The sequence below is a fragment of the Streptomyces sp. NPDC045956 genome (genome assembly GCF_056430705.1).
Window position 1 is genome coordinate 262942 of sequence record NZ_JBWKKZ010000002.1, and the last position, 26185, is coordinate 289126.

Genomic DNA, 26185 nt, shown 5'->3' on the forward strand with positions numbered 1-26185 from the left:
GCCCGCGCACCCACCCGGCCCGCGAACGTGACCCACGCCACTTCCGCGGCGGGGAACCGGACCCGCCCTCGCTCCGACCACTGGTACCACCCCTTCCCCACGACGTCCCCGGAGCACACACCGATGACCGCCACCACCTCCCCACCCCCCACGGACGAGGCACCGGGCCGGGCGACGCCGCCCGGACCCGGCACCTGGGCCCCGCTGCGCCCGCTCGTTCTGCGCCTGCACTTCTACGCGGGGCTGTTCGTGGCCCCCTTCCTGCTGGTCGCGGCGGCCACCGGCTTCCTCTACGCCGCCTCGTTCCAGGCGGAGAAGCTGCTCTACGCGCACGAACTGACCGTCCCCGACGCCGGTGAGCGCAAGCTGCCCCTCTCCGAGCAGGTCGCCGCCGCCCGCCGGGCCCACCCCGACGGCACGGTGTCGGCCGTACGCCCCTCACCCGACGCGGACGCCACCACCAGGGTGCTGCTCTCCGGGGTCGAGGGCGTCGACCCGAACCACACGCTCGCGGTCTTCGTCGACCCTTACACCGCGAAGGTGCGCGGTGCCCTCGAGCAGTACGGGTCGAGCGGCGCGCTGCCGCTGCGCACCTGGATCGACGAGTTCCACCGGGACCTTCACCTCGGCGAACCCGGCCGGCTGTACAGCGAGTTCGCCGCGAGCTGGCTCTGGGTGATCGCGGGCGGCGGCCTCGTGCTGTGGTTCTCCCGCCGACGGTCCCGGCGCAGGCTGCGCGGCACCGGGGGCCGGCGCCGCACCCTGGGCCTGCACGGCACGGTCGGCGCCTGGGTCGCGGCCGGGTTCGTCTTCCTGTCGGCGACCGGCCTGACCTGGTCGACGTACGCCGGAGCGAACATCGAGGACCTGCGCGTCTCCCTCGGGCAGACCACCCCGTCCGTGTCGGCGTCGGCCGCCGGCGGCGGCGAGCACGCGGGCCACGGCGCGGCGGCGGGCACCGGCGGTGACGCCGCGCACGGGGTGGGGCTGGACAAGGTCCTGGCCGCCGCGCGGGCCGAAGGCCTCGGGGACCCCGTGGAGGTGGTCCCGCCCGCCGACGCCTCCTCGGCCTACGTCGTCAAGCAGGTGCAGCGCAGCTGGCCCGAGAAGCAGGACTCCGTCGCCGTCGACCCGGCGACGGGCGAGGTCACGGACGTGCTGCGTTTCGCCGACTACCCGGTCCTGGCCAAGCTCAGCCGCTGGGGCATCGACCTGCACACGGGCAGCCTGTTCGGCCTGGCCAACCAGATCGGCCTGATGGCGCTCGCCGTCTGTCTGATCCTGCTCATCGTCCTCGGTTACCGCATGTGGTGGCAGCGCGGCCGGGGCTCCGTCTTCGGCCGTCCGGTCCCGCGCGGCGCCTGGCAGCAGGTGCCACCGACGGTCCTCGTCCCGCTGCTGGCGGCCGTCGCCGTCCTCGGCTACTTCGTACCGCTGCTGGGCATCCCGCTGGCCGCGTTCGTCGCCGTCGACGTGGTGCTCGGCGAGCTGGCCCACCGGCGGGGGCGGCGGACGTGACGTACGCGGGCGCCACGACGGCGAAACGGTGAGAAGGGCGGCGCGCCGGGAGCACGGAACCGCACTCCCGGCCCGCCGCCGGCCCGCCGCTCAGCGGTCGGTGAAGTCGCCCGCGAGGGCCGCGGCGATCCGCAGCTGCGCGTCGGCCTCCTCCTGCCGCCCCTGCCGTTCGAGGGTGCGTCCCAGCATCAGCCGGGCGTACTGCTCGACGGGGTCGTGCTCGACGACGTGACGCAGCTCCGCCTCCGCGCGCCGGAGCTGGGCCGAGTGGTAGTAGGAACGCGCCAGCAGCAGCCGCGGCCCGGACTGCTCGGGCACCTCCTCGACCAGCCCGCTGAGGACGCGCGCCGCGGCGGCGTAGTCCTTGGCGTCGAAGAACATCCGTCCGCGCTCCCAGCGCTCCGTCGGCGTTCCGTGGTCGTAGTACGTCGTGTCCACTGGTGACCTCCTTCGGTGTGCTGCAACCACGCCAGGTCGTTGAACATTCCACCATCGGTTCGAGGGCTCCGCCGACCGTGGGGACGGCCGTGGGACCGTCTGACGCGGACGGCCGTCCGGAGCTAGGTTGGGCGCCATGAGCAATCTCGATCGCGAGGCGGTTCCCTCCCTGTGCGGCGGCCGCGGCTTCGTGGTGGCGGAACCCGTGCGCGAACTCCTCAGCCCCCGGCAGGTGCGGCTCGGCGAGTCCACCGAGGTCCGCCGGCTGCTGCCCAACCTGGGCCGGCGCATGGTCGGAGCCTGGTGCTTCGTCGACCACTACGGCCCCGACGACATCGCCGACGAGCCGGGCATGCAGGTGCCCCCGCACCCGCACATGGGCCTGCAGACGGTCAGCTGGCTGCACGAGGGCGAGGTGCTGCACCGTGACTCGACCGGCAGCCTGCAGACCATCCGCCCGCGCCAGCTGGGCCTGATGACCTCGGGGCGCGGGATCAGCCACTCCGAGGAGAGCCCCCGGCCGCACGCCCGCCACCTGCACGGCGCACAACTGTGGGTCGCCCTCCCGGACGCCCACCGCCACACCGACCCGCACTTCGAGTTCCACGCCGAACTGCCCCGGGTCACGGCGCCCGGCCTCACCGCCACCCTGCTCCTCGGCAGCCTCGACGGCACCGCCTCCCCGGGGACGACCTACACCCCGCTCGTCGGCGCCGACCTGACCCTCGCCGCCGGCGCGGACGCCCGCCTCCCCCTGGAACGGGACTTCGAGTACGCCGTCCTCTCCATGACCGGCGAGGCCCACGTCGACGGCGTGCCGCTGGTACCGGGATCGATGCTCTACCTCGGCTGCGGCCGCGACGAACTCCCCCTGCGCGCCGACTCCGACGCGGCCCTGATGCTCCTGGGCGGCGAGCCGTTCGACGAGGAGTTGATCATGTTCTGGAACTGGATCGGACGGTCCCAGGAAGAGATCGCCCAGGCCCGCCGGGACTGGATGGAGGGGACGCGGTTCGGGGAGGTCAAGGGATACGACGGTGCCCGGCTGGCCGCCCCCGGGCTGCCGGCGGTGCCGCTCAAGCCGCGGGGAAGGGTTCGTTGACCTGCGGATCGACTGATCTTGTCGGCACGGCGCTCCTACCCGCCGCTGCCGTCGGCGCCCGGGGCGGCGCGTACCGCCGCACGCCGTACCTTGCCCATGGAGTTCTTCGGCAGGGCTGGGACGAAGTCGACCGCGGTGGGCACCTGGTGGGGGAGGAGACGGGCACGGCAGTGGGACGTCAGTTCCGCCGCGGGCAACGGAGTCAGGGCGACGACGGTGGCCCGGACGCGTTCGCCGGTGTCGCCCGTCTCCTCACCCCACACCACCGCCTCGGCGACCGACGGGTGGGTGAGGAGGGCCCGTTCCACCTCGAGGGGATTCACCTTCTTGCCGCCCACGTTGATGAAGGAGTCCTTGCGGCCTACCAGGTGCAGGTGGCCCTCCGGGTCGATGCGGGCCACGTCGCCGGTGGCGTACCAGCCGTCGCGCAAGGCCCGCCGGGTGGCCTCGGGATGGCCGAGGTAGTGCGTGAACATCGCCGGTGTGCGGACCAGTAGCGCCCCCTCCTCGCCCCTCGGCACCTCCTGCCCGTGCTCGTCGACGACACGGACCTGTACGCCGGGCAGGGGACGGCCCACGCCGCGGCCGGCGCCGGGGCCGTCCTCGGGCCGGTGCGCGGCGATGACCCCGGCCTCCGTGCAGCCGTAGACCTGTTGGACGTCCATGCCGAGCCGCTCCCGGGCCCGCTGTGCCACGGCCGGCGGCAGGGCGGCCCCCGAGGAGAGGCACAGCCGCAGCGCGCGCGGTGGCCGCGGGGGGCGAGAGGTGGCGGCCGCACGTGTCGTCAGGTCGTAGGCCATGGGGGCGGCGACCAGCACCGTGCAGGCGTGCTCGTCCAGGGCACTCAGGAGCCGTGCGGGGGTGAAGCGGCCGAGGAGAACGAGCTGCGCCCCGGTCCGCAGAGCGGTGACCAGCCCGGCGACCATGCCGAAGGAGTGCAGCAGTGGGACGGCGACCAGGACGCGGTCGTCCCCGCTGACGTCGTAGGCGCGCGCGTAGGTCTCGCCGCCGTTGACGAGGTTGCGCTGTGTGTGGACGACGGCCTTGGGTTCCCCGGTCGAGCCGGACGTGTACTGGTACAGGAAGGGGGCGTCGGCCGCGGCGGCCCGTGGCTCGTCGTCGGGGCCACGGGCGGGGCCTCGCCGTCCGGGTTCGTCCGCGACGCCGGCCGGCTCGTCCACGGCGACGAGGACGCAGTCGTCGAGCGGATTCTCCGCCTCGCCGCCGCCGAGGGCGCGGAGTCTCGCCTCGTGTGCCGCGACGAACAGGGGGCCCGTCGCGGCCCGCAGGGCGACCAGTTGGGGCCGGGTCGTGCCGGGTTCGAGGGGGACCAGACGCACCCCGAGGCGCGCGGCGGCGAGGAAGGCGATGACGCATTCCGGGGTGTTCTCCAGGAGCAGCGCCGCCGTGCCGTGCGAAGCGAGGCCGAGGGAGTCCCATCGGCGCGCGGTGGCCCGCACCCTCGCGTGCAGTTCCCCGTACGCGAGGACCTGGCCCCCGCAGCGCACCGCGACGGCGCCCGGACGGGCCCGGGAAGCGCTGTCGAGCAGGTCGTCGAGGGTCGCGGGAGGAAGCGCCTCACCGGCGCCGGACTCGGGGGCCATCGCTCACGCCTTCCTCTCGACGGCGGACAGCGGTCGCGGGTCGTCGGCGGGGTCGTCGTCGGGCAGCTGGTGGCGGAAGTACCGGTCGTACAGGCGGTGGTAGGCACCGCCGCGGGCCAGCAGGGAGGTGTGGTCCCCCTCCTCGGTGATCCGTCCGTCGTCGACGACGACGATCGTGTCGGCCTTGCGGACGGTGGGCAGCCGATGGGCGACGACGATGGTGGTGCGCTCCTTGGCGAGGGCGTCCAGACCCTCCTGCACCTGTGCCTCCGTCAGGGGGTCGATGCTGGCCGTGGCCTCGTCGAGGATCAACACCGGAGCGTCCTGGAGGAAGACCCGGGCGAGGGCGACGATCTGCCGCTGACCGGTGGACAGATTGCGTCCGCCCTCGTCGGTGGGGGTGTCCAGGCCCTGCGGGAGCTGGGCCAGCCAGTCGCCGTCCGCCACCGCACGTGCGGCGGTCTCGACGTCGTCGCGGGTGGCGCCCGGTCGCCCGCGGGCGATGTTGTCGGCGACCGTCCCAGAGAAGAGGAACGGGGTCTGCGTCACCACACCGAGGCAGCGCCGGTACTGGTCGAGGTCCAGGGTGCGCACGTCCTGTCCGTCTACCTCGATGCCTCCCTCCTGGAACTCGTACGCGCGCGTGATCAGCCGCACCAGACTGGACTTGCCGGCCCCGGTGTGTCCGACGAGCGCCACGGTGCGTCCCGCCGGGACGGTCAGGCTCACGCCCTTGAGGACGGGGTGCCGGGCGTCGTAGCCGAAGCGGACGTCGCGCAGTGTGATCTCGCCGCGCAGGCGCGGGACGGGGAGGCTGTCGCGCTGACGCACCGCGGGCTCGCGGTCGACGAGCGCGAAGACCCGTTCCCCGGCGGCCAGGCCCTGCTGGAGCTGGCTCCAGAAGGAGGCGATGCTGGTGAGCGGCGACCAGAACAGGACCAGGGCCTCCAGGAACAGCACCCACTGACCCGCCGTCACACTGCCGGAGTCCACGCCGTGGCCGCCCAGCAGGACCACGGCGACCGTGCCCAGCCCGGTCAGCGAGATCAACAGCGGGAAGATGCCGCTGAACATGCGGTTCAACCGCACGCTCGCCCGGAACCAGCGGTGGTTGACCTCGTCGAGTCCGGCCTGCGCGGTCCGCTGATGGCTGTGGTTGCGCGTCACGGCGATGCCGCGCAGGGTCTCCTGCACATAGCCGTTGACCTCGGCCAGTGCCTCCTGCTGCCGCAGGGAGGCGCTGCGCGCGGCGCGCCGGAAGGCGAGGCTGACGGCGACGACGACCGCGGCGACGAGCGTCGTCACCAGGGCGAGCGGCACGTTGATCAGGAACAGCGCGGTCAGCAGGATGACGATCATCAGTACTTGGCCGAGCAGGCTGAGTACGAGGCTGATCAGCGTCGCGAACGCCTGTGTGTCATTGGTGACCCGGCTGACCACCACACCGGTGGCGTGGGTGTCGTGGAACGTCATGTCCTGTCGCACGGCCGCCTCGAACACGCGTCGGCGCAGGCTGAGGACGACGTCGCTGACCAGGGTCCCGGCCATCCGCTCCTGGAGGTAGGTGAACAGCCAGGCGATCGTGCCCGCGGCGAGGACGGCCGTCACCAGCCAGGCCACCCGGCCGTCGCGGTCGTCACTCAGGGCGGAGTCGACGGTTCTGGCCAGCAGCAGGGGTACGGCGCTGCCCGCCGCGGCGGCGACGACCACGGCGATGGCCACGAACGCCACCGTGCCGCCCCTGTTGCGGAAGTAGGGGGCGATACGGCGGGCCAGCTCGCGGTCGCGGTAGCGGCGGTCGTAGCCGTCCTGCTCGATGCCCTCCAGCAAGTGCGCCATCAGTGGCTCTCCTTCCCGTCGCCCACGGTGCGCGGGCCGGAGGGAGCCGGCTCGTCCAGGTAGGGCGCGAAGATCCGTCGGTAGAACGGGCAGTCCCGCAGGAGCTGTTCGTGGCTGCCCTGGCTGACGATCCGGCCGGCGTCCAGGACGAGGATGTGGTCCGCGGCACGGATACGGGACAGTCTGGGTGTGACGAGGAACGTGGTCCGCCCGGCCGAGGCCTGCCGCATGGCGCGTTGCAGCTCGTGCTCGGTGACGGCGTCGACGGCGCTGGTCGCGTCGTCCACGGCGAGGACGCGGGGATCGGCCACCAGCGCGCGGGCGATGGCCAGGCGCTGACGCTGCCCGCCGGACAGGGTGACCCCGCGTTCGCCGAGGACGGTGTCGTAGCCATGCTCGGTCGCCGTGATGAAGTCGTGGGCCTGGGCGGTACGGGCCGCGGCCTCCAGTTCGGCGCGGCCGACGCCGCTCTCCGCGCCGAGCGCGAGGTTCTCGGCGATGGTCCGGGAGAACAGCACCACGTCCTGTTCGACGACCGCGATCTGCGAGCGCAGCGACCCGGTGTCCCATTCCGTGGTGGCGACCCCGTCCATCAGCACGCGCCCCGCGTCGGGGGAGTAGGTGCGGTTCAGCAGGTGCAGCAGCGTGGACTTGCCGCTGCCGGTGGCGCCGACGACGGCCACGGTGCTGCCGGGAGCCACCCGGAACGACACGTCGGACAGCACCGGCTCGCCGGGTTCGTAACCGAAGGTGACGTGCTCCATGGCGACCTCACCGGTGAGCGGCGCGGCATGCGGGCCGCCCTGCTCGTCCTCGCCGTCCGGGTCGTCGACGACCTCTTTGATCCGCTGGGCCCCGGCCATGCCGAGGTGGATGAGCCCGAGGCTGAAGGAGGCGAGCTGGGTGGGCGCGCGCAGGGTGCCCATCAGGCCGAGTACGGCGACGAGTTCGCCGATGCTCAGGGAACCCCCACGCAGCAGGACCACGGCGTGCACCAGGGCGCCCGCGGTGGCCAGGGTCAGCAGCAGTGGGGGAAGGGACAGCGCCTGAGTGCGGATCTGGCGCACGGAGGCGTCGCGGTAGGCCGTGGCCAGGTCGGCGAACCGGCCACGCTCCTGGTCGACGCCGCCCGTCGACTCGACCACCTCGACCCCGGCGACGCTCTCGGTGGCCTGGGCCGTCATGTCGCCGAAGCGCTCCCGGGCCAGGTCCGACACGGGCTCCAGACGCCGCCCCTGCTCGGCGAGGGCCACCGCGAACAGCAGGACGAAGACGACCGGTGACAGCAGCAGCCGCGGGTCCACCAGGGCGATGAAGACGATCGGCATCAGGACGTTGAGGGCCAGGTCGACCGCCATGTCGAAGCCGGGCGACACCATCAGGTTCAGAGACTCGGTGTCGCCGGTGGCACGGGCGGACAGGTCGCCGATCCGGCGCCGGTTGAAGTAGCCCTGGCTCTTGCGGAGCAGACTGGCGAAGACCTGGGCGCGCGCCTCGCGCTCCAGCCCGCTGGCGAAGGACTCCAGGCAGTAGGTGGCCACGATGCCGCCCGCCGCCCGGACGACCACGAGCGCCAGCAGAACGCCGACGATGGCGTGGAAGGCGCCGAAGTCGGGTGCGGATCCGTCGTGGTCGAGGACCGCGTCGAAGGCCAGGCCGACGACCAGGGGGATCGCCGCGTTCAACGACTGCCAGACGAGGCTGCCCAGCAGATGGAGGGCGATGTACGGCCGGAACGGCCGCATCTGCGCCAGCAGCCAGCGGGGCACGCCGGCCGGCGCCTCGGCACCGTGAGCGGCACCGTCCGGGCCCGCTGTGTCGGCCGGATCCTTCCCCGTGGGGACGGTCTCGGCGGTCATCGGCACTCCTTCTCAGGGGTCGGTGGCTGGGTCACATGCGAACCGGCGGGTCCCGGAAAAAATGATCGGCCCATGGTTTCGGCCATTGCTTCCCGAATTTCGCGGCTCCCGGCCGCGCGGGATTTTCCAGCCTGGCTCAAAAATGGCACCGGGGCGTCGCCGGGCGCCGTGGGAAGTGGTCGCTGCTCTCCGATGTGTTCCGCGGAGGGCCGCGTACAGGAGATCCGAGCAAGGCGCCCACCCGCGGGCCGAAGCAGGCGAGTGTTCGTCCGGCGCGTGACGAGGCGGCGTGGCCGGGATGGCGGCGCGCCGGGACGGACGGATGTCGTCCCTGCTCAGATGGTATTTCTGTGGTGTGGTGGATCGAGGTTCGGGCTGCGTCGTCGAGTTTTCCCGCGGCGGTGCATGGGGTGCGGGCTTCCCTCGGCATGGAAGCTACTTGTTTTTCGAGAAAAACGAAAGCCTGACTCTGAGGTGTGAAATGCAGCAAGTAGGTGAAAATTAAACAGCGGGCGGATCGCGTGCATGGTGGGCATTGCGGGGGTGTGCCGGCCGCTCGCGCGAAACCATGGGAATGGTTGATCCGGAACCATTCGTCTGGGTACCGTGAACGTCATTGTTGAGCGTGAGTCGCTATTGCGTGTTCATGGCAACTCGGCCGTACCGGCGCGCCGGTACGGGGCAGTCGCGTTCTCCGGGGGCCAGAGGCGCAGGGCGGCAGTGAGGAGGAGTACGAGTGAGCCAGACGCTGTGCCACCCCCCCTGTCAAGGAGACCAGCTCGTGGTGACCACTCTTGTGCGCAACGGAACCCCGCGGTTCGGGCTGCGAGCCGTGCTGTCGGACGCCCCTTCCGTGGGCGAGGTCAGGCACTGCGGTGACTGGAGGGAAGTGGAGGATGCCTTGGGCGCGGGTCGAGTCGACGTCCTGCTGCTGCACGAGGACGATTACGTCCGCGATCGCGGAGTGCTCGCCGGAGTCCGGCGCCGACGGCCCAAGTTAATGCTGTTGCTCAGCAGTGACGACGTGCGCGAGGAGATACTCGCCGGACCCCCGGCGCCCGACGGGTTCCTGGTGGAGGACGGGTTGACCGCCTCCGCGGTCGAGGAGGCACTGCGGCGGACGCTGGCGGGGGAGGTGCCCATGCCCACTTCCGTTACCAGAGGACTGCTGCACCGCCTCCGCGAGTCGGGACACCACCGGCAGCGCGAGGTCTCCTTGACCACCCGGGAGAACGAGGTGCTGCTCCTGCTCGCCGAGGGCATGAGCAACAAGCAGATCGCCCGGCGCCTCGGCATATCCAGCCATGGCGTCAAGCGCATCGTCGCCAGCCTGTTGCTGAAACTGGGGGCACCCAATCGGACCGCCGCCGTGGTGACGGCCATACAGAACGGTCTCATCAGCTGCTGACAGGCCTCAGCGGCGGGCGGCGTCCCCGTCACGCGCCCGGTCACCGTGCCGTCCGTCTCGCGGCTCGGTGACCGGGCGCTGGTGGTTCCGTCCGGCGGTCGCGGGTGGCGGACGGGGCGTCGGCCCGGTCGCCGCCCCGGTGACCGGGCCACCATGCGTCGTGGCGCGTCGGGCAACGTCTCATGGGGCGATGTTCCAGGGACTGGCGTTCCGTGGGGAAGTCTCAAGCGGGCGCGCGACCGGTGTACCCGAACGGGCAGGGCCACATGTACCGGTGCCGCCCGCGCCGGGCGGTCGCTACGGTGAGCGGGGCGTGACAGCCCCGGAGAGGAGCGAGCCGTGGCGCTGCCCGTTACGCACCGTGTTCCGTTCCGCGGGCGACGGACCGCCGTCGCGCCGGCCACCTGCGCCCAGCGGCACATGTGGAACCTGATGGAGCGTCAACTGCCGGATGCCGCCTTCTACAACGTGTGCCACTGGGTCGACCTGCCCGGTCGCGGCACCGCACAGGACCTGCTCGCGGTCTTCGCCGAACTGCTCGGCCGCCACGAGTCGCTGCGTACCGGTTTCAGCCGCGCCCCCGACGGCGCCCTCGTCCAACGGATCGCCGGATCAGGGCAGTTCGAGGCCGAGGTGTGGACCATCGGCCACGGTGAGGACAAGGAGAGCGTGCTGCAAGCCTGGCGGCTTCGCATGCGGCACTCCCCCTTCGAGCCGGCTCGCGCCCCGCTGATCCGGTTCATGGTCACCGTCGCCGACGGAGCACCGGTGCTCGCCGGCTTCTGCGTGTCCCATCTGGCGGCGGACCTGATGTCACTGCGTCTGCTGGCCGACGAGGCGCCCCGGCTGCTCGACGCCGCCTCCGTCGGGCGTCCCTTCCCGCCCGCCGTGCCGTCCCGGCAGCCCGTCGAACAGGCGTGGTTCGAGCGCTCCCCGCGCGGCCGGGCCCTGCTGCGTCGCGCCCATGCGTACTGGCGCCGTCAACTCGCGGGCGCGCCCACCACCTTGTTCCCCGTGCGCGGCGGGACCGGAGGGCGGCCGGCCGGCACCGACGGCGAGACCACGGCGGCCGCGCGCTACAGCGCCGCTCTGGACTCCCGGGCGGTGGCCCTCGCGCTGCCGGTGCTGGCGCGGCACTGGCGGGTGAGCACCTCCGCGGTGCTGCTGACCGTCGTCGCCCGGTTCCTCGGACGCCGGGCCGGATCGTCCTCGTGCACCCTGCGCCTGCTCACGGCCAACCGGTCGGACCCCGAGCTGCGCGGCACCGTCGCCAACCTGCATGCCGAGGTCGCCGTGACGGTCGACCTGGAGGGGGATCGCGTCGAGGACATCGCCCGCCGCGCCTTCGCCGCCTGCACCGCCGCCTACGCCAACGGTCTCTACGACCCGGACGAGGTGTCGGACCTGTTCGAGGCCACCACCCGTGAGCGGGGTGTCCCCGTCGACCTGTCATATTGCTTCAACGACATCAGGGCGGGCCACGGGTTGCCGGAGGCGGCGGGGGACCGGACATGCCGGGTGTCCGGCGCTGCCCTGCGGACGGCGATGGCGGACACTGTGGTCGCGTCCCACGAGTTCGAGGAGGGCGAAACCTTCTTCCTGGTGATCGACGACGAGGAACCGGGCTGGGTCCGGCTGGTACTCAACGCCGACACCAGGGCGCTCACGCCGTCCGAGGTCCGCGGTTTCCTGTACGACGTCGAACGCGCGCTCGTCGAGCACGCCGAACACGCGGTGGCGGACGGGCTCTGACGGGCCTCGCCCCCGGGCGGGCTGACACGGCCCAGGGCACCGGACCGCATCGCATGGGCTGTGGCCGCGGGCTCCGGCGGCATGGCCCCTTGCCGGTGCCATCGCGCCCGGGGCGCCGCTTGCGCCGACCCCCTGCCGCGGCCCGTGGTGCCGGTGCGGTGGCTCGCGCGGCCGGCCCGGAACAACCCGTCGCCCGGGCTCGCGCTGAGGCGGTGCACCGCAGGGCCCCGCCCCGGAAGACAAGCGATGGGCAACTCCGGCGCACACGTGCGGCGCACGTCTCCGGAGGCCGCGAGGAGTCCGGGGAGCGGAGAGCCCCCTCGCGGGTCCTCGCGCCGGCTGAGGCGCGCGTGGCCGGGGGGCATCCGCGTTCCTCATGGTCCCCGCACCCGCCCACGCCCACCAGGCGCATCCGGCCGGGCGTTCGGCGTAGCCGGATGACCATAGCCCAAAGTGGGGGTGGCACCCTCACCGTGCCCTGGCAAGACTGTTCTCCGAGCCACCCGGAACAGGGCAGGCCGGGCAACAGCGCGGCGGTCCCGCAACCGGACGCCGTCCAGTGCCCTGGGCCCGCCGTCCTGGCGGCCACTGCGCGCATGCCCGGCGAAGCCGCCCACCGCTGACCCTCCACCGCCGGCCGGACCGGCTCGCGGGATGCCCCGGCAACCCGTACCCGTCCGCCTCCCCTCCTCGGCCACCGTCCCGACGCGACCTCCTCCTGGCGGGAGCATATGCCCGTACTCGAAGTCCGACTCGCCCACCGATCGAACCAGTTCCGCCTCGACCGCGTGCCGCGGCGAACGGGGTGCTGCGGGTGAACGCCCGCGCCGCCGGGCCGGTCACCCGCACACTCCCTGCCGAAGGCGCCGGGGCCGAGCGGTACGGACCGGCACCGGTCGAGAATCCCGCCCTCGGAGAGGTGTTCGCCCACACCCCGGGGTGCACGCCCCATCAGGTCGACGCGGTCCTGGACGACGCGCTCCGCGCCCACCCCGGCTGGGCGGCGACACCGCTCGACGTCCGTCGCGAGCGCCTTCTGGCCTGCCACCGCGCCCTCCTGGCCGTCGTGGAGCCGATGGCGGACCTGCTCACCCGGGAACAGGGCAAACCCCTGAGGCACGCCCGGGCCGAAGTGCGCCTGGCGGCCGACTGGTTCGCCCATACCGCCCGGCTGGACCTGAGCCCGCAACGGTTGGTCGACGAGCCGTCCGTCCGCGTGGATCTGGAGCGTGTTCCCCACGGCGTCGTCGTGGCGATCGCGCCCTCCAACTACCCCGTCCTGCTGGCCGTGTGCAAGATCGCGCCCGCGCTGCTGGCCGGCAACACCGTGGTCCTCAAGCCCTCCCCGGACACGCCGCTGTCCAGCCTCATGATGGGCGACACCCTCCGGGAGGTGTTGCCCGCCGGCACCTTCGCGGTCGTGGGCGGCGGCACGGAGTCGGGTGCCCGGCTCACCGTCCACCCCGCGGTCCGGCTGGTGTCCTTCACCGGTTCGGTCGACACCGGACGCGCCATCGCCCGGCAGGCCGCCGCCGGCCTCAAGCGGATCGTGCTGGAACTCGGCGGCAACGACGCCGCCGTCGTCCTGCCCGGCGCAGACGTCGACGCCGTCGCGGGGGATCTGTTCACCCGGGCCATGACGAACAGCGGGCAGTTCTGCGCCGCGGTCAAACGCGTCTACGCGCACCGCACGCAGTACCACCGTCTCGCCGCGGCCATGGCCGACCTGGCGAGCGCCGCCGTCGTGGGTGACGGCCTCGACCCGGCCACCGAGTACGGCCCGCTCGTCAGCCGCGCCCAGCGGGACCGCGTCGCGGGCATGGTGGACGAGGCCGTCCGCTCCGGCGCCCGGGTCCTGGCCGGCGGCCTCGTCCCCGACCGGCCCGGCCACTTCTATCCTCCCACCGTCGTCACCGACCTCCCGGCGGGCACCCGCCTCGAGGAGGAGGAGCAGTTCGGCCCGGTCGTCCCGGTCGTCCCGTACGACGACCCGGAGGAGGCGATCGACCGTGCCGACGCCTCGCCGTACGGGCTGGGGTGCTCCCTGTGGGGCGACGAGGACCGGGCCCGGGCCCTGGCCGACCGGCCGCGGTGCGGCACGGTGTGGATCAACACCCACGGCGTCCTGCGGCACGACGTGCCCTTCGGCGGCCATCGGGACTCGGGGATCGGCGTGGAGTACGGCCCCTGGGGCCTTCACGAGTACACGCAGCTCAAGGTGCACCACATCGCGCTTCGCCAAGCAGATCGGGAGATGTCATGAGGGACACCACGGTGGCCGGCGTCGACAGGACGGAGGGCCTCGACATGACCGGAGTCAGTGTCTTCGTCGGCGGGCCCATCCAGCACGCCCTCCGCGACGAAGGCTTCCACCAGCCGCTGCGGCACGCGATCCGGGACATCATCGACGCCGTCACGGCCGCGAACGGCACGGTCTTCTCCGCCCATGTCGCCGAGAAGTTCGGCGTGGACACCGCCCTGTTCACCCCGGACCAGGTCAGTGTCCGGGACTACGACTGGATGCGCCGCTGCGACGTCTTCGTACCGGTGCTCCCGGTGGACGCCGCGGGCGAGCTGATGCGCACCGACGGCACCCACGTCGAACTCGGCTGGGCCTCCGCGCTCGGCAGGCCCATCGTCGTGGTCACGCCGACGCCCATGGCGCCCAACGCGAGCCACCTGCTGCGCGGACTGCCCTCCGTCGGCGACGTGACGGTCTTCGACCTGGCCGAGGCCCGTGCCCATCCCGCCGAACTGCTCCGGCTGCTCGACAAGCTGGGCCGGGAGGCCGTGATGTCCGAGTGAACGGCACCGCGCGGATTCTGGGGCTGCGGCTGTCGTCCCCCGTCGTGGTGGGCTCCGGGCTGCTCACCGACCAGGAGCGCAACATCCGCCGCCTCTTCGACGACGGGGCGTCGGCCGTGGTCACCAAGACCATCCACCCCGACCCCGGCCCCGCCGGCGACGAACGTCTGCTGCGCCTGCCCACCGGCCTGCTGAACAGCACCACGTACTCCCGTCGGCCGGTCGGCGACTGGTGTGCGATGCTCCGCCGGTTCGCCGACGACGGGCTGCCGGTGATCGCCTCCGTGCACGCGGAGTCCCCGGACGAACTCGCCGAGCTGGCCGACCGCGTGCGACAGGCGGGCAGCCCCGCCCTGGAACTGGGCATCTCCTGCCTGAACGAGGAGGGCGGGCTGGACGACACCCCGGAACGCGTCGCCGCGTACACCGATGCGGTGCGCCGCCGCACGCCGGTGCCGTTCAGCGTCAAGCTGGCGGCCGGCGAGCGGCTGCGGGAGCGAGTCGAGGCGGCCCTGGCCTGCGGTGCGGACGCCATCACGCTGAGCGACACCCTCGCCGGACTGGCCGTCGACGCGGACACGGGTGAAGTGCGCCTCGGAGGAGCGTTCGGTTACTCGGGGCCCGGGATCAAACCGCTCGTGCTCGCCGAGATCTTCGGCCTGCGCCGCGCCGGGCTCACGGTGCCGGTGATGGCCAGCGGCGGTGTGGAGAACGGCAAGGACGTGGCGGAGTACCTGAGCGTGGGTGCCGACGCCGTCCAGGTCTACACCGCACTGCACCGGGACATGCACGCCACGCTCCGGGCCATCCGCGAGGGCTTCGACGACTGGCTGGGCACGCACGGCGGCACGGTGGCGGACCTGGTCGGGCGCAGTGTCAAGAGGTCATGAGGTGAGGGCGATGCGGCAACGCGACACGAACGTACCCCGTTACGGAGACCTGACCAGTCCGGAGGTGCCGACCGCCATGCGCGGCGCCACCCTGGTGTGGCCGGTGGGAGGGCTGGAGCAGCACGGCCCCCACCTTCCGCTCTCCGTCGACATGGACATCCCCGACGCGCTGGCCCGGCAGGTGGCCGCGGAGGTCGGCGGGTTGCTGCTGCCCGGCCAGCCGGTCTCGGCGAGGTCGCTGCCCCAGAGTGGTGGCGGGCTCCACTTCCCCGGCACCGTGCATCTCGGCGGCGCCACCTTCATCGCGTACCTCACCGACTGCCTGACGGCCCTGTCCCGCCTCGGCCTCGGCCGGCTCGTCGTGATCAACGGGCACTACGAGAACGAGGGTCTGCTCTTCGAGGCGATCGACGGGTGTGCGCCGGGCACCGTGTTCCCCGACACCGAGGTGGTCGCCTTCAGCTGGTGGAGCCTGGTCACCGAGGACTGGCTCGGCGAGCACATCCCGCGGTTCCCCGGCTGGCACGCGGAGCACGCGGGGCTGACCGAGACGAGCCTGATGATGTACCTGCGCCCCGACGTCGTGCGCGCGGAGCGGCCCAGCCACGCCTCGCCACCGCCCGCGGGGGTCTACCGGCACCCCGTCGACGTCGAGGAGATCTCCAACCAGGGCGTGCTGTCCTCCGCCACCGGCGCCTCGGCGGAGCTGGGGGAGCGCCTGTTCTGGCACCTGGTCGACGGCATCGTCGAACTGCTGGGCAAGCCCGCCCGGGACGCCGCCGGCCGGCCCGCCGCGTCCACCGGCCCCGGGCACGTCGCCGCGTCCCCGTGAGCACGACCGTACTCGTGCACCGCGCGCCTTCGACCAGAGGAGAACCCATGCGCCTGCCTCCCCATGAACGCGATGAGTTCGAAGCCCGCCTGGAGAGCCTCTTCGGGGACAAGCTGCGCCCTGTGGAGGAGTCCTTCGACGCCATCCAGCGATTCAAGGACGGGTCGTTCGCGATGGGGCACCTGGGGCTGATGCTGTACACCAACGGCTACAACCTGCGCGGCACCAGCACCCGCCATCCCAACGGCCTGGTGTACCACGACGGCGAGAACCTCTTCGGCGTCGGCTACTTCAGCAAGGAGGACGGCCCGGCGAAGCACCTGCACATCGTCGCGCCGAAGGGCCCGGAGAAGGTGGCGGCCGTCACGTCCTTCATCGCCGCCGTCCGCGAGGCCGGGCTCGCCCTGACCTCGGTCTACGTCCGCCACCTGGCGCCGGAGGACCACGCCGCCTTCCTGGACGCCGGCTTCGCCCCGGTGACCAAGGACCCGTGGCATCCGGTGGCGCCCGAGGAGGACGAGACCCACCCCAACCGCGTCTACTACCTCGACACGCTCTTCGACGAGCAGCCGGACGGCAGCCTCCGCGTGCGCAACCTGCCGAGCGAGGAGCACCGCAGGTACAAGAGCAAGAGCCGTCTCGCCTTCCGCCGGTTCGAGAACTTCCTCCGGCGCAACGACCACCTGCAGTTCCGTGTCCGCCCGTACGGCTACACCGAGCCGGAGACGCGCAAGGCCCGCGCCATCGTCGAGGGCTACTTCGACGCCCGCCGGGAGCAGGGCACCCTGGTCGGTTCCACCCCCGAGGACTACCGCGCGCTGATCACCCAGCGCCCTGGCGGGCAGAACGAACGGGACTACTTCGCCTATCTCGGCGGCCTCTTCCTGCCGGACGGCGAGGAGATCCCCGTGCTGTTCTTCGCGGGCGAGCGCACCGCCCCGCTCAGGGCCTCGCTCTACTGCACGATGACCATGCGCTTTCCCGAGCGGCTGACCGGCGTCCTGAAGGACCCCACCGGCTTCACCGCCATTCCCCAGTACGTCTGGCTGACCGTGTTCCAGAAGATGTGGCGGCACGGCATTCGCGAGGTCGACGCGGGCGGTTCCGAGGTGAAGGGCCTGGACGACCAGAAACGGCAGCTCGGCGGCCGAGCCGAGAAGACCCACTGGGTCGTCGGTTGACCCACCGCCGCTCCACCTTCCCACGCGCCACTTCCAGGGAGTCATGTCAATGCCAGCGAACAGGCCGTACGAGGAATTCGACGTGTGCGTCGTCGGGCTGGGCTACGTCGGCGTCACACTCGCCGCCGCGCTGCTCAGCACGGGCAGAAGCGTCCTCGGCTACGAGAACAATCCGGTGGTGGCGGAGGAACTCGCCCAGGGGCGGCTCCAGGTGGCCGAGCCGGGCGTCGAGGAGGCCGTCCGGGACGGCGTCGAGTCCGGCGCCTTCGCCGTCACCGGCGACCTCGGCGAGCGGAGACTGCCCCCCGTCGTGATCATCTGCGTCGGCACACCCATCCAGGCCGGCGGCGCCACGCCCGACCTGAGCCACCTGCGGGCCGCCACCGAGGCGATCGCGGCGGGCACCGACGACGACACCCTGGTCATCGTGCGCAGCACCGTCCCGGTACGCACCTCGCGTGACCTGGTGCTGCCCGTCCTGCGCCGCAGGACCGCCGAACCGCTGCTCGCCTACTGTCCCGAGCGCACCATCCAGGGGCAGGCGCTCGCGGAAGTGCTGTCGCTGCCGCAGATCGTCGGCGGTCTGACCGACGAGGCCGGCAAGCGGGCGGCGGAGTTCTTCGCCACCCTCACCGACCAGGTGGTGCCCGTCTCCTCACTGGAGGCCGCCGAACTGGTCAAGCTGGTCTGCAACTGCCACACCGACCTGATCTACGGCTTCGGCAACGAGGTCGCTCTCCTCACCGAGAAACTCGGTCTGGACGCGCGGGAGGTCATCGACTCCGCCAACCTCGGCTACCCGAGGCCCACCCTCCACAAGCCGGGCTTCGTCGGCGGCAGCTGCTTGACCAAGGATCCCTACCTCCTCGCCCACTCGGTCGCCGCGTACGGCCACACGCCGCAGATGATCACGGCAGCCCGCAGCCTCAACGAGTCCATGCCGCGCAAGGTCGGTGAACGCGTCCTGGCCGCGCTTCGGGAGCAGGGCCAGGACCCGGCCGACGCCCGGATCCTGCTCTCGGGTTTCGCCTACAAGGGCCGTCCCGAGACCGACGACCTGCGCGGCGCCCCCTACGAGCGCCTGCTGCCGTTCCTCAGGGAGCACGTCAAGGAGATCGTCGGCCACGACTTCGTGGTGCCGTCGGCCCGCATCGAGGCGCTGGGCGTCCGCGCGGTCGACCTGACCGAGGGCTTCACCGGGGCCCACGCGGCCATCCTCCTCAACGACCACCCCCGCTACGGCGACATCGACGCCGCGGACCTGGTGGCGCGGATGGCGGAGCCGGCCGTGGTCTACGACACCTGGCGGGTGCTCCCGCCCTCGACGAAGGCGATGAGGCTCGGCCGTGCGTAAGAAGACCCTGATCACCGGAGGGGCCGGCTTCATCGGCCTGCACCTGGCCCGCCGACTGTCCGCCACCTGCGACGTCACCTTGCTCGACGACTTCAGCAGGGGCCGGTCCGACACCGCGCTGTCCGATCTGCTCGGCCACGTCGAGCTGGTCGAACACGATCTGACCACCCCCGTGCCCGACGGGCTGCTCGCCGACGACTTCACCGAGGTCTACCACCTGGCCGCCGTGGTGGGAGTCGCCGAGTCCAACGACAACCCCCGACGGGTGCTGCGGACCAACCTGCTCACCACCGTCCACCTCCTCGACTGGCTCTCGGGGCTGACCGGCGCGACCCTCTGCTTCGCCTCGTCCAGCGAGGCGTACGCGGGCAGCGTGGAGGCCGGCCTCGCCGCCGTGCCCACCGCCGAGGACGTTCCGCTGATGCTGCCCGACCCCACCGTGGCCCGCTCGTCCTACGGCTTCAGCAAGATCGCGGGGGAGGTGCTGTGCCGCACCTACGCACGCGCCCACGGTTTCCCCCTGCGCATGGTGCGGTTCCACAACGTCTACGGCCCGCGCATGGGCTACGACCACGTGATCCCGCAGTTCGTCGAGCGGCTGCTCAGTGGTGCCGACCCCTTCGAGATCCACGGCGCCGACCAGACCCGCGCCTTCTGCCACGTCGACGACGCCGTCGACGCGATCATCGCGCTGACCGCCCTGCCGACCAAAGAACCCCTGCTCGTCAACGTCGGCAACGACGAGGAGGAGATCCGCATCAGGGACCTGGCCCGAAAGGTCTTCGACACCCTGGACCGTCACCCGGCCGTCGACGTCCACCCCGCGCCCCCGCTGTCACCGGCCCGGCGCCTGCCCGACATCGCCCGGCTGCGCGAACTGACCGGCCACCGCTCCAAGGTCGGTCTGGACGAAGGACTGCGCCGCACCTGCGCCTGGTACGCACAGGACATCGCGGCCCGCGGAACCGGGGCGTGAGCGGCTTGCGCGTGCGATACGTCCACCGCGGCTACTTCCCGGCACGGGCCGGCGCCGAGCTGATGACGCAGTACCTCGCCGCGACGATGAGCCGGCGCGGATGGGACGCCGGCGTGTACTCGGGCCACGTCGACCAGGACACCGCGCGGTTCATGCAGGAGACCGGCGTGAAGGTCCAGCCGTTCCCGGCCACCCCCGACGACGCCGACCCGGCGGACCTGGTCCACGCCTTCGACGCCTACCACCCGCAGGACATCGCGGTCGGCCTGCGCCTGGCACGGGCCTGGGACGTGCCGTTCGCCGTCACCCCGGCCTCCGCGCCCGAAGTCTGGCCGGACCGGGCGGCCGTACTCGACGCGTGCCGGCGCGCGGACGCCGTCTTCGCGCTCTCCGCGGCGGAGCGGGACACGCTGCGCGACGCCGGGGTCCGCGATTCGGCCCTGCACATCATCGGCCAGGGACCGCACCTGCCCGGCACCCCCGACCCCGCCCGGTTCCGCCGCGAACACGGCATCGACGGGCCCATGGTGCTCTTCCTCGGCCGCAAGATGCGCTCGAAGGGCTATGTCACGCTCCTGGAGGCGACCCGGCTCATCTGGGAGGACCACCCGGACACCTCCTTCGTGTTCATGGGACCCCGTTGGGACGACGACTGCACTCAGCGGTTCGCGGAGTACGCCGACCCCCGCGTCATCGAACTCGACCTGGCCGACGAGGACGCCAAGCACAGCGCGCTCGCCGCCTGCGAGCTGGTGTGCGTGCCCTCCACCGTCGACCTCTTCCCCCTCGTCTACGTGGAGGCGTGGGCCTGCCGCAAGCCCGTCGTCGCCTCCACCTTCCTCGGCAGCGGGGAGGTCGTCACCCACGGACGGGACGGCCTGCTCGCCCGGCCCGCCGCCGGGCCCGTCGCCGAGGCGGTCGGCCGGCTCCTCGCGCGGCCCTCGGAACGCCGCGCCATGGGGCGGCACGGCCACGACAGGGTGCGCCGGGAACTCGGCTGGGACGCGGTCGCCGACCGGGTCCACACCGTCTACCGCACGCTGATCGCCGCCCGGAAGCAAACGGAGAAGGCCCGATGAGAGCAGTGGTACTGGCCGGAGGCGAAGGACGCCGACTGCGGCCCGCCACCCTGACCGTCCCCAAACCCCTCATACCGATCGACGGCATACCGATCCTGCACATCATCCTGACGCAGCTGAAGAACGCGGGCTTCACCCGTGTCACGCTCTCCCTCGGCTACCGGGCCCACATGATCCGGGCCAGTTTCGGCGGGAACCGCTGGGCCGGACTGGAACTGGAATTCTCGCTGGAGGAGGAGCCGCTGGGTACCGCCGGTCCGCTCGCCCTGCTGCCGCCCTTCGAGGAGTCCACCCTCGTGATGAACGCGGACCTGCTCACCGACGTCGACTTCGCCGACCTGTGGTCCCACCACAAGAAGTCGCAGGCCGCCGCCACGATGGCACTCAGCCCTCAGGACGTCGACATCGCGCACGGTGTGGTGGAACTCGACGAGGAACGGCGCGTGACCGACTTCCGCGAGAAGCCGCGGCTCAACTTCCTGGTCAGTGGCGGCATCTACGTCCTCGAACCCTCCCTGTTGCGCTTCCTGCCGCCCCGGGGACGGCACGACATGCCCGCCCTGCTCGACCGTGCCCGCGCACAGGGCGAGCGCGTCGAGGGCTACGTCATCGACGGCGACTGGCGCGACATCGGCACACCCGAGCAACTCGACCTCGCCACCGCGGCCTTCCGCGCCGACCGGGCCCGCTACCTGGGCCGGCGGGGCGTGGCCGAACCGTGCGCGCGCACCGGCGCGTTCTCGAGGGCGGTGACCGGATGACGGCCTTCGACATCCCGCTGTACCGCCCCGGGTTCGGTCCCGCCGAGGTCGAGGCGGTCACGGAGGTCCTGCGCTCCGGATGGCTGTCGGCCGGACCCGTCACGGAGGATTTCGAGGGCAAGTACGCCGCCGCCCTCGGCGTCGAGTCCGCGATCGCCGTCAGCAGTGGCACCGCCGCCCTGCACCTGGCGATGCTGGCCCTGGACATCGGACCGGGCGACGAGGTGGTGCTGCCCTCGCTGAACTTCGTGTCGGCCGCCGCGACCGTCGCCCTGTCCGGTGCGACCCCCGTGTTCGCCGACATCGAGGGCCCGCACGACCTGTGCCTCGCCCCCGAGGACGCCGCCGGCCGCATCACCCCGCGCACCCGGGCGATCGTCGCCATGCACTACGGAGGGCACTCCGCCGACCTCACGGCTCTCTCCCGGCTGGCCCGCGCCCATGGACTGGCCCTGATCGAGGACTGCGCCCACGCTCCCGTCACCGACTCGGTCCACGGCATGCTCGGCACGGTCGGCGACATCGGCTGCTACAGCTTCTTCGCCACCAAGAACCTGGCCATGGGCGAGGGCGGCATGGTGGTCGCCCGCGACCCCGCCCTGCGCGAGCGGATCAGGCGGCTGCGCTCGCACGCCCTCACCGTCAGCGCCAAGCAGCGCCACCGCGGTGGGCCCTCCGGTTACGACGTCGACGGCCTCGGCCTCAACTACCGGTCCACGGAGATCGCCTGCGCCATCGGACGTGTCCAGCTCGACGCCCTGCCCGCCGCGCAGGCCCGCCGCCGGGAAGCGGTCCTCGGATACCGTGAGCAGCTGGCCGGGCTGCCCGGACTCACCGTGCCGTTCGCCGCCCGGCCGGTGGAGGAGGGCGCCCACCACCTCTTCGCGGTGCTGCTGCCCGCCGGCACCGACCGTGAGGGGCTGCAGGACCGGCTGCGCGAGGCGCGGGTGCAGAGCGGGGTGCACTATCCGCCCACTCACCTGTTCACCGCCTACCGGGAACGCTACGGCCTCGGACCGGGTCTGCTGCCGGTCACGGAGGACGTGATGGCCCGTCAGCTCTCCCTGCCGCTGTACCCGGACCTGGGCGAGGCCGGGGTCGGGCGGGTCGCGGAGGCGGTGAGCTCCGCATGGCGCCGGTGAGCGGCGGCCGCGTCACCCTCGTCGACGGTGTCCCGCACCGCGACGGGCGGCCCTTCGTCAGCGTCGGCGTCAACTACCACCCCTCGACCACCGGATGCGACTACTGGCGGGAGTGGGACGGCGCCCGCGTCGACGACGACTTCCGCCGCATGGCCGCGGTGGGCGTCGACACCGTGCGGTTCTTCGTCTTCTGGGCCGACTTCGAGCCCGAGGAGGGCGTCTACGACCCGGGGATGACGGACCGGGTGCGGGAACTGGCCGCGACCGCCGACCGGCACGGCCTGTCCTGCCTTCCCTCCCTGCTCACCATCTGGATGAACGGCCAGCGCTTCGACCCGCCGTGGCGGGAGGGCCGGGACCTGTGGCGTGACGCGGACCTGGTCGAGCGTCAGCGGGCCTTCGTCCACCACATCGCCACCGCGCTGCGGGACGCGCCGAACGTCCTGGCGTACGACCTCGGGGACGAGATCATCCACGCGGACTCCGCGTCGTCCGCGGCGCTGGACGCGGACGAGGTCCGTGCGTGGTGGGGGAAGCTCGCGGACGCGATCCGCGCCGCCGACCCCGCCGCCCTGGTCCTCCAGGCCAACGAGGCGTCCGCGGTCCTCGGCGGCCACGCCTTCCGCCCGGAGCACGCCCGGCCGCTGGACCTGCTGGGACTGCACGGCTTCCCGGTGTGGACGCCGTTCCACATCGAGTCGGTCGCCGCCCACAAGGCCACGGCGTTCGTGCCCTACCTCGTGCGGCGCGGCAGCGCCCACCGGCCCGTGTACGTCGACGAGCTGGGCAGCTACGGCTGCGACGAGGCGACGGCCGCGGGCTACCTGCGGGCCGCGGCCCACTCCGCCTTCGCGGCCGGAGCCGTCGGCACGGCCGTGTGGTGCTGGCAGGACTTCACCACCGACCGCAGGCCGTACGCCCTGCGGCCCAACGAGCGGCGCGTCGGCCTGCTGGCCGCGGACGGCCGCGAGAAGCCCGCCCTGGCCGAGTACCGGGCGTTCGCCCGGCGCGTCACGGGCGAGCTGGCCGGATTCCGGCCCCTGCCGGCCCCGGTGGGCGTCTTCGTTCCCGGGCACGAGCCCGAGGACGGCGCCGGCTATCTGACCCCGTCGGGCAGCGACGCCCCCGCCCCCTTCTACGCCCATCTGCTCCTCCAGCAGGCGCATCTGCCGTACGAATTCACCCACCGCGACGCGGAACTGGAGCGCCACGCCCTGCTGATCTGCCCTTCGGTCCGGCAGCTCTCGCTGCCCGACCGCCGCCGACTGGAGCGGTACGTCACCTCCGGCGGCGTACTGCTCTACTCCACCGGCAGCCTGCTGGACGGCGCTGGCGACGAGGGGCTGTTCGGCATCCGGGTCCGCGACTTCACCCTGGCCGCAGGCGCCCACGCCGGCTTCACCTGGGCGGGCGAGCACTACCCGCTGCACTGGGAGCCCGGTCCCGTTCCGGTGATCGACGCGGTGGGCGCCGAGGTGCTCGCCGCGTTCGCCGACGGCTCACCCGCGCTGACCCGCCACCGGCTGGGCGAGGGGACCGCCCATTACCTCAACGCGCCGCTGGAGGCCCAGCTCAACGCCCCCTATCGCCTTCAGGAGGCGTCCTGGCACCGGCTGTACGCGGCGCTCGCCGAGGCGGCGGGCGTACGCGCGCCGCTGACCGTCGACGACCCGGTCGTCGAGACGACCGTGCTCGGCCGCGGCGCCGAGCGCTGCGGTGTGGTGATCAACCACTCGCCGGAGCCGGTGCGGACGACCGCGCGGCGTCCCTCCGCGGACGGCGACCCGCAGGCCACGGAGCAGCTGTGGCTGGAGCCCAAGGGCGTCCGCCTGCTGTTCTGGCGCGACGGGGCCACGGAGCCGGCCCCGGGCCACCCGGGCGACCGGGCACGGTCCGAGGAGCGGCGCTCGTGATCATCGACGCGCATGTGCACGCGGGGGAGTACTACCGCCACTACTCGGCCCGGTTCGCCGCGCAGATGACCGCCACCACCGGCATGCCGCCCGAGGCGCTGTCCGCGCCGGAGGCGAAGCTGCTCGCCGAGATGGACGCGGCGGGCGTCGACCGGGTCGTGCTGCTCGCCTTCGACGTGCGGCGTGTCGAGGGCTTCTCGGTACCCAACGAGTTCGTCGCCGAGCTGTGCGCCCGCCACCCCGACCGGTTCACCGGCTTCGCCTCCGTGGACGCGGGCACCCCGGGCGCGGCCGCACGCCTGCGGCACGCCGTGACCGCCCTGGGTCTGAGCGGGCTGAAGACAGCCCCCTGTTACCTGCGCATGTCCCCGGCGGACCGCCGGTGGTACGACGTCTACGAGACAGCCCAGGACCTCGGCATCCCGGTCCTGATGCACACCGGGTACACACCCTCCCGGAACGCCGACCCCCGCTACTTCTCCCCGCTGCTCGTGGAGCAGGTGGCCAAGGACTTCCCCGGCCTCACGGTGATCCTCGCCCACCTCGGCACCCCCTGGACCCGGCAGTGCGTCGACCTGCTCGCCCGCCGTCCCCGCCTCTACGCGGACCTGTCCATCTTCGGCTCGTACCAGCCGCCCGCGACCGTGGCCTCGGCACTGGCGTACGCCCGTGACAGCGGCGTCCTGGACCGCCTGCTGTGGGGGACCGACTTCCCGTTCGCCTCCATGACCGGATCCGTGGCCGGGATGGCGCAGTTGGCCCACGACCACGGGTTGTGGCCACCGGGCAGCGCCCCGCTCTCACCGCCGGAGTACCACGCCCTCATGGGCGGCACGGCCGAGCGACTGCTCGCCGGCACCCCCCGGCCGAACCAATCCGACCTCCCGACCGAACCGACGAGTTGAGGTGCGATGTCCTTCGTCCACGGTTACGAGTTCGACGCCATGTCGCGTCGCCCCCTGTACGGCGACGTGACCCAGCGTCTCGTCGACATCTGTGAGGCACCCGCCGATGGCGTCGTCGCCGACGTCGGCTGCGGCTCCGGCCTCGCCACCGAACTGTTCCTCGCCCGCGCCGCCCACGTCGGCGCCGTCATCGGTATCGATCCCTCGGAGCACGAACTCGCCATCGCCCGCGCACGACTGCGCGACCCCAAGGTGCGCTTCGTACAGGGACGTGCCCAGGACGTCGAGTCCCTGACCGGACCCGTGGACGTCGCCGTGCTCAGCAACGTGATGCACCAGATACCGGCGGCGGAGCGCGGCGCAGTCGTCGAGGGCTGTCACCGGCTGCTCGCACCGGGTGGGCGATGCGCCCTGAACACCCTGTTCTACGAGGGGGCCGTGCTGCCCGGGACCCGGCCCTTCTACGCCCACTGGCTGCGTGCCACGCGGGAGGCCCTGCGTGCGGCGGGCAGCGACCTCGTGGTCACCCGGACCGGACCGGTGGCCATGCAGACGCTCACCCCGCAGCAGCACGAGGAGCTGTTCGCCGCCGCGGGATTCTCCCGGGTCAAATCGGAGGAGGCCGTGTACGCCTGGACGCTCCAGGACTGGGAGGCCCTGTGCCGGTACTCGGTGTTCATCGAGGGCGCGACCGGGATCGACGATCTGGCCCTCGGTTCCGCGGCGCTGGTCCAGGGCCTGCGGACCACCTTCGAGCGGCTGGAGCTGACCGAGGTGCCCCGCCGCTGGCTCTTCGCATGGGGCGTCAAGTAACCCGGGACGAGGGG

The 26185-nt window shown here is 72.5% G+C and carries 21 protein-coding genes; 17 read left to right on the forward strand and 4 right to left on the reverse strand.

The window, feature by feature from the left end; genetic code table 11:
* Positions 1–123 precede the first annotated feature (123 nt).
* Positions 124–1518, forward strand: coding sequence for a PepSY-associated TM helix domain-containing protein (locus tag AC07FV_RS06870; protein WP_479085224.1), 1395 nt, complete (start codon positions 124–126; stop codon positions 1516–1518).
* Positions 1519–1608: 90 nt separating this feature from the next.
* Here the strand turns inward: AC07FV_RS06870 and AC07FV_RS06875 are convergent, their stop codons facing one another.
* Positions 1609–1956, reverse strand: coding sequence for a tetratricopeptide repeat protein (locus AC07FV_RS06875; RefSeq protein WP_479085225.1), 348 nt, complete (start codon positions 1954–1956; stop codon positions 1609–1611).
* 136 nt (positions 1957–2092) lie between these two features.
* Here AC07FV_RS06875 and AC07FV_RS06880 point away from each other — a divergent pair, with 136 nt between their 5' ends.
* Complete coding sequence (locus tag AC07FV_RS06880; protein ID WP_479085227.1) at positions 2093–3058, forward strand: pirin family protein; 966 nt, start codon at positions 2093–2095, stop codon at positions 3056–3058.
* Between the two features lie 35 nt (positions 3059–3093).
* On the opposite strand, the gene AC07FV_RS06885 is transcribed toward AC07FV_RS06880, so the two are convergent.
* Genes AC07FV_RS06885 through AC07FV_RS06895 form a run of 3 tightly spaced genes read right to left on the reverse strand, consistent with a single transcriptional unit; the run spans position 3094 to position 8360 of the window.
* The gene (locus tag AC07FV_RS06885) at positions 3094–4662 is read right to left on the reverse strand and encodes a class I adenylate-forming enzyme family protein (RefSeq protein ID WP_479085228.1); all 1569 of its coding nucleotides are present in this window, start codon (positions 4660–4662) and stop codon (positions 3094–3096) included.
* A gap of 3 nt (positions 4663–4665) precedes the next feature.
* Positions 4666–6501 (reverse strand): ABC transporter ATP-binding protein, encoded by a 1836-nt coding sequence (locus tag AC07FV_RS06890; RefSeq protein WP_479085230.1) that lies wholly within the window; start codon positions 6499–6501, stop codon positions 4666–4668.
* On the reverse strand, positions 6501–8360 hold the full coding sequence (locus tag AC07FV_RS06895) for an ABC transporter ATP-binding protein (RefSeq protein ID WP_479085231.1): 1860 nt from the start codon (positions 8358–8360) through the stop codon (positions 6501–6503). Before AC07FV_RS06895 ends, AC07FV_RS06890 begins: the two co-directional genes overlap by 1 nt.
* A 781-nt stretch (positions 8361–9141) precedes the next feature.
* Here AC07FV_RS06895 and AC07FV_RS06900 point away from each other — a divergent pair.
* From AC07FV_RS06900 to AC07FV_RS06970, 15 genes are all read left to right on the forward strand, one after another.
* The gene (locus tag AC07FV_RS06900) at positions 9142–9768 is read left to right on the forward strand and encodes a response regulator transcription factor (RefSeq protein WP_479085232.1); all 627 of its coding nucleotides are present in this window, start codon (positions 9142–9144) and stop codon (positions 9766–9768) included.
* Positions 9769–10107: 339 nt separating this feature from the next.
* Positions 10108–11520: a condensation domain-containing protein gene (locus AC07FV_RS06905; protein WP_479085233.1), complete on the forward strand. Its 1413-nt coding sequence runs from the start codon at positions 10108–10110 to the stop codon at positions 11518–11520.
* A gap of 814 nt (positions 11521–12334) precedes the next feature.
* Positions 12335–13783 carry an aldehyde dehydrogenase family protein gene (locus AC07FV_RS06910; RefSeq protein ID WP_479085234.1) on the forward strand — a complete coding sequence of 483 codons (1449 nt, stop codon included), beginning with the start codon at positions 12335–12337 and terminating at the stop codon, positions 13781–13783.
* A complete protein-coding gene (locus AC07FV_RS06915; RefSeq protein WP_479085235.1) occupies positions 13780–14325 on the forward strand; it encodes a nucleoside 2-deoxyribosyltransferase in 546 nt (181 codons plus the stop codon). The genes AC07FV_RS06910 and AC07FV_RS06915 overlap by 4 nt, the downstream gene beginning before the upstream one ends.
* Positions 14322–15215 carry a beta/alpha barrel domain-containing protein gene (locus tag AC07FV_RS06920; protein ID WP_479085237.1) on the forward strand — a complete coding sequence of 298 codons (894 nt, stop codon included), beginning with the start codon at positions 14322–14324 and terminating at the stop codon, positions 15213–15215. The genes AC07FV_RS06915 and AC07FV_RS06920 overlap by 4 nt, the downstream gene beginning before the upstream one ends.
* Before the next feature lie 10 nt (positions 15216–15225).
* Positions 15226–16047 carry a creatininase family protein gene (locus AC07FV_RS06925; protein WP_479085238.1) on the forward strand — a complete coding sequence of 274 codons (822 nt, stop codon included), beginning with the start codon at positions 15226–15228 and terminating at the stop codon, positions 16045–16047.
* Positions 16048–16094: 47 nt separating this feature from the next.
* Complete coding sequence (locus AC07FV_RS06930; protein WP_479085240.1) at positions 16095–17228, forward strand: hypothetical protein; 1134 nt, start codon at positions 16095–16097, stop codon at positions 17226–17228.
* A 49-nt stretch (positions 17229–17277) separates the two neighbouring features.
* Positions 17278–18582, forward strand: a complete 1305-nt coding sequence (locus AC07FV_RS06935; protein ID WP_479085242.1) for a nucleotide sugar dehydrogenase — start codon at positions 17278–17280, stop codon at positions 18580–18582.
* Complete coding sequence (locus AC07FV_RS06940; RefSeq protein ID WP_479085243.1) at positions 18575–19558, forward strand: NAD-dependent epimerase/dehydratase family protein; 984 nt, start codon at positions 18575–18577, stop codon at positions 19556–19558. The genes AC07FV_RS06935 and AC07FV_RS06940 overlap by 8 nt, the downstream gene beginning before the upstream one ends.
* Positions 19555–20637, forward strand: a complete 1083-nt coding sequence (locus AC07FV_RS06945) for a glycosyltransferase family 4 protein (protein ID WP_479085245.1) — start codon at positions 19555–19557, stop codon at positions 20635–20637. Before AC07FV_RS06940 ends, AC07FV_RS06945 begins: the two co-directional genes overlap by 4 nt.
* Positions 20634–21398, forward strand: a complete 765-nt coding sequence (locus tag AC07FV_RS06950; protein ID WP_479085246.1) for a nucleotidyltransferase family protein — start codon at positions 20634–20636, stop codon at positions 21396–21398. Before AC07FV_RS06945 ends, AC07FV_RS06950 begins: the two co-directional genes overlap by 4 nt.
* Complete coding sequence (locus AC07FV_RS06955) at positions 21395–22540, forward strand: DegT/DnrJ/EryC1/StrS family aminotransferase (protein WP_479085247.1); 1146 nt, start codon at positions 21395–21397, stop codon at positions 22538–22540. Before AC07FV_RS06950 ends, AC07FV_RS06955 begins: the two co-directional genes overlap by 4 nt.
* On the forward strand, positions 22528–24453 hold the full coding sequence (locus AC07FV_RS06960; RefSeq protein ID WP_479085249.1) for a beta-galactosidase trimerization domain-containing protein: 1926 nt from the start codon (positions 22528–22530) through the stop codon (positions 24451–24453). Before AC07FV_RS06955 ends, AC07FV_RS06960 begins: the two co-directional genes overlap by 13 nt.
* Positions 24450–25358 carry an amidohydrolase family protein gene (locus AC07FV_RS06965; RefSeq protein ID WP_479085251.1) on the forward strand — a complete coding sequence of 303 codons (909 nt, stop codon included), beginning with the start codon at positions 24450–24452 and terminating at the stop codon, positions 25356–25358. The genes AC07FV_RS06960 and AC07FV_RS06965 overlap by 4 nt, the downstream gene beginning before the upstream one ends.
* 6 nt (positions 25359–25364) lie before the next feature.
* A complete protein-coding gene (locus AC07FV_RS06970) occupies positions 25365–26171 on the forward strand; it encodes a class I SAM-dependent methyltransferase (RefSeq protein ID WP_479085252.1) in 807 nt (268 codons plus the stop codon).
* Positions 26172–26185 lie beyond the last annotated feature (14 nt).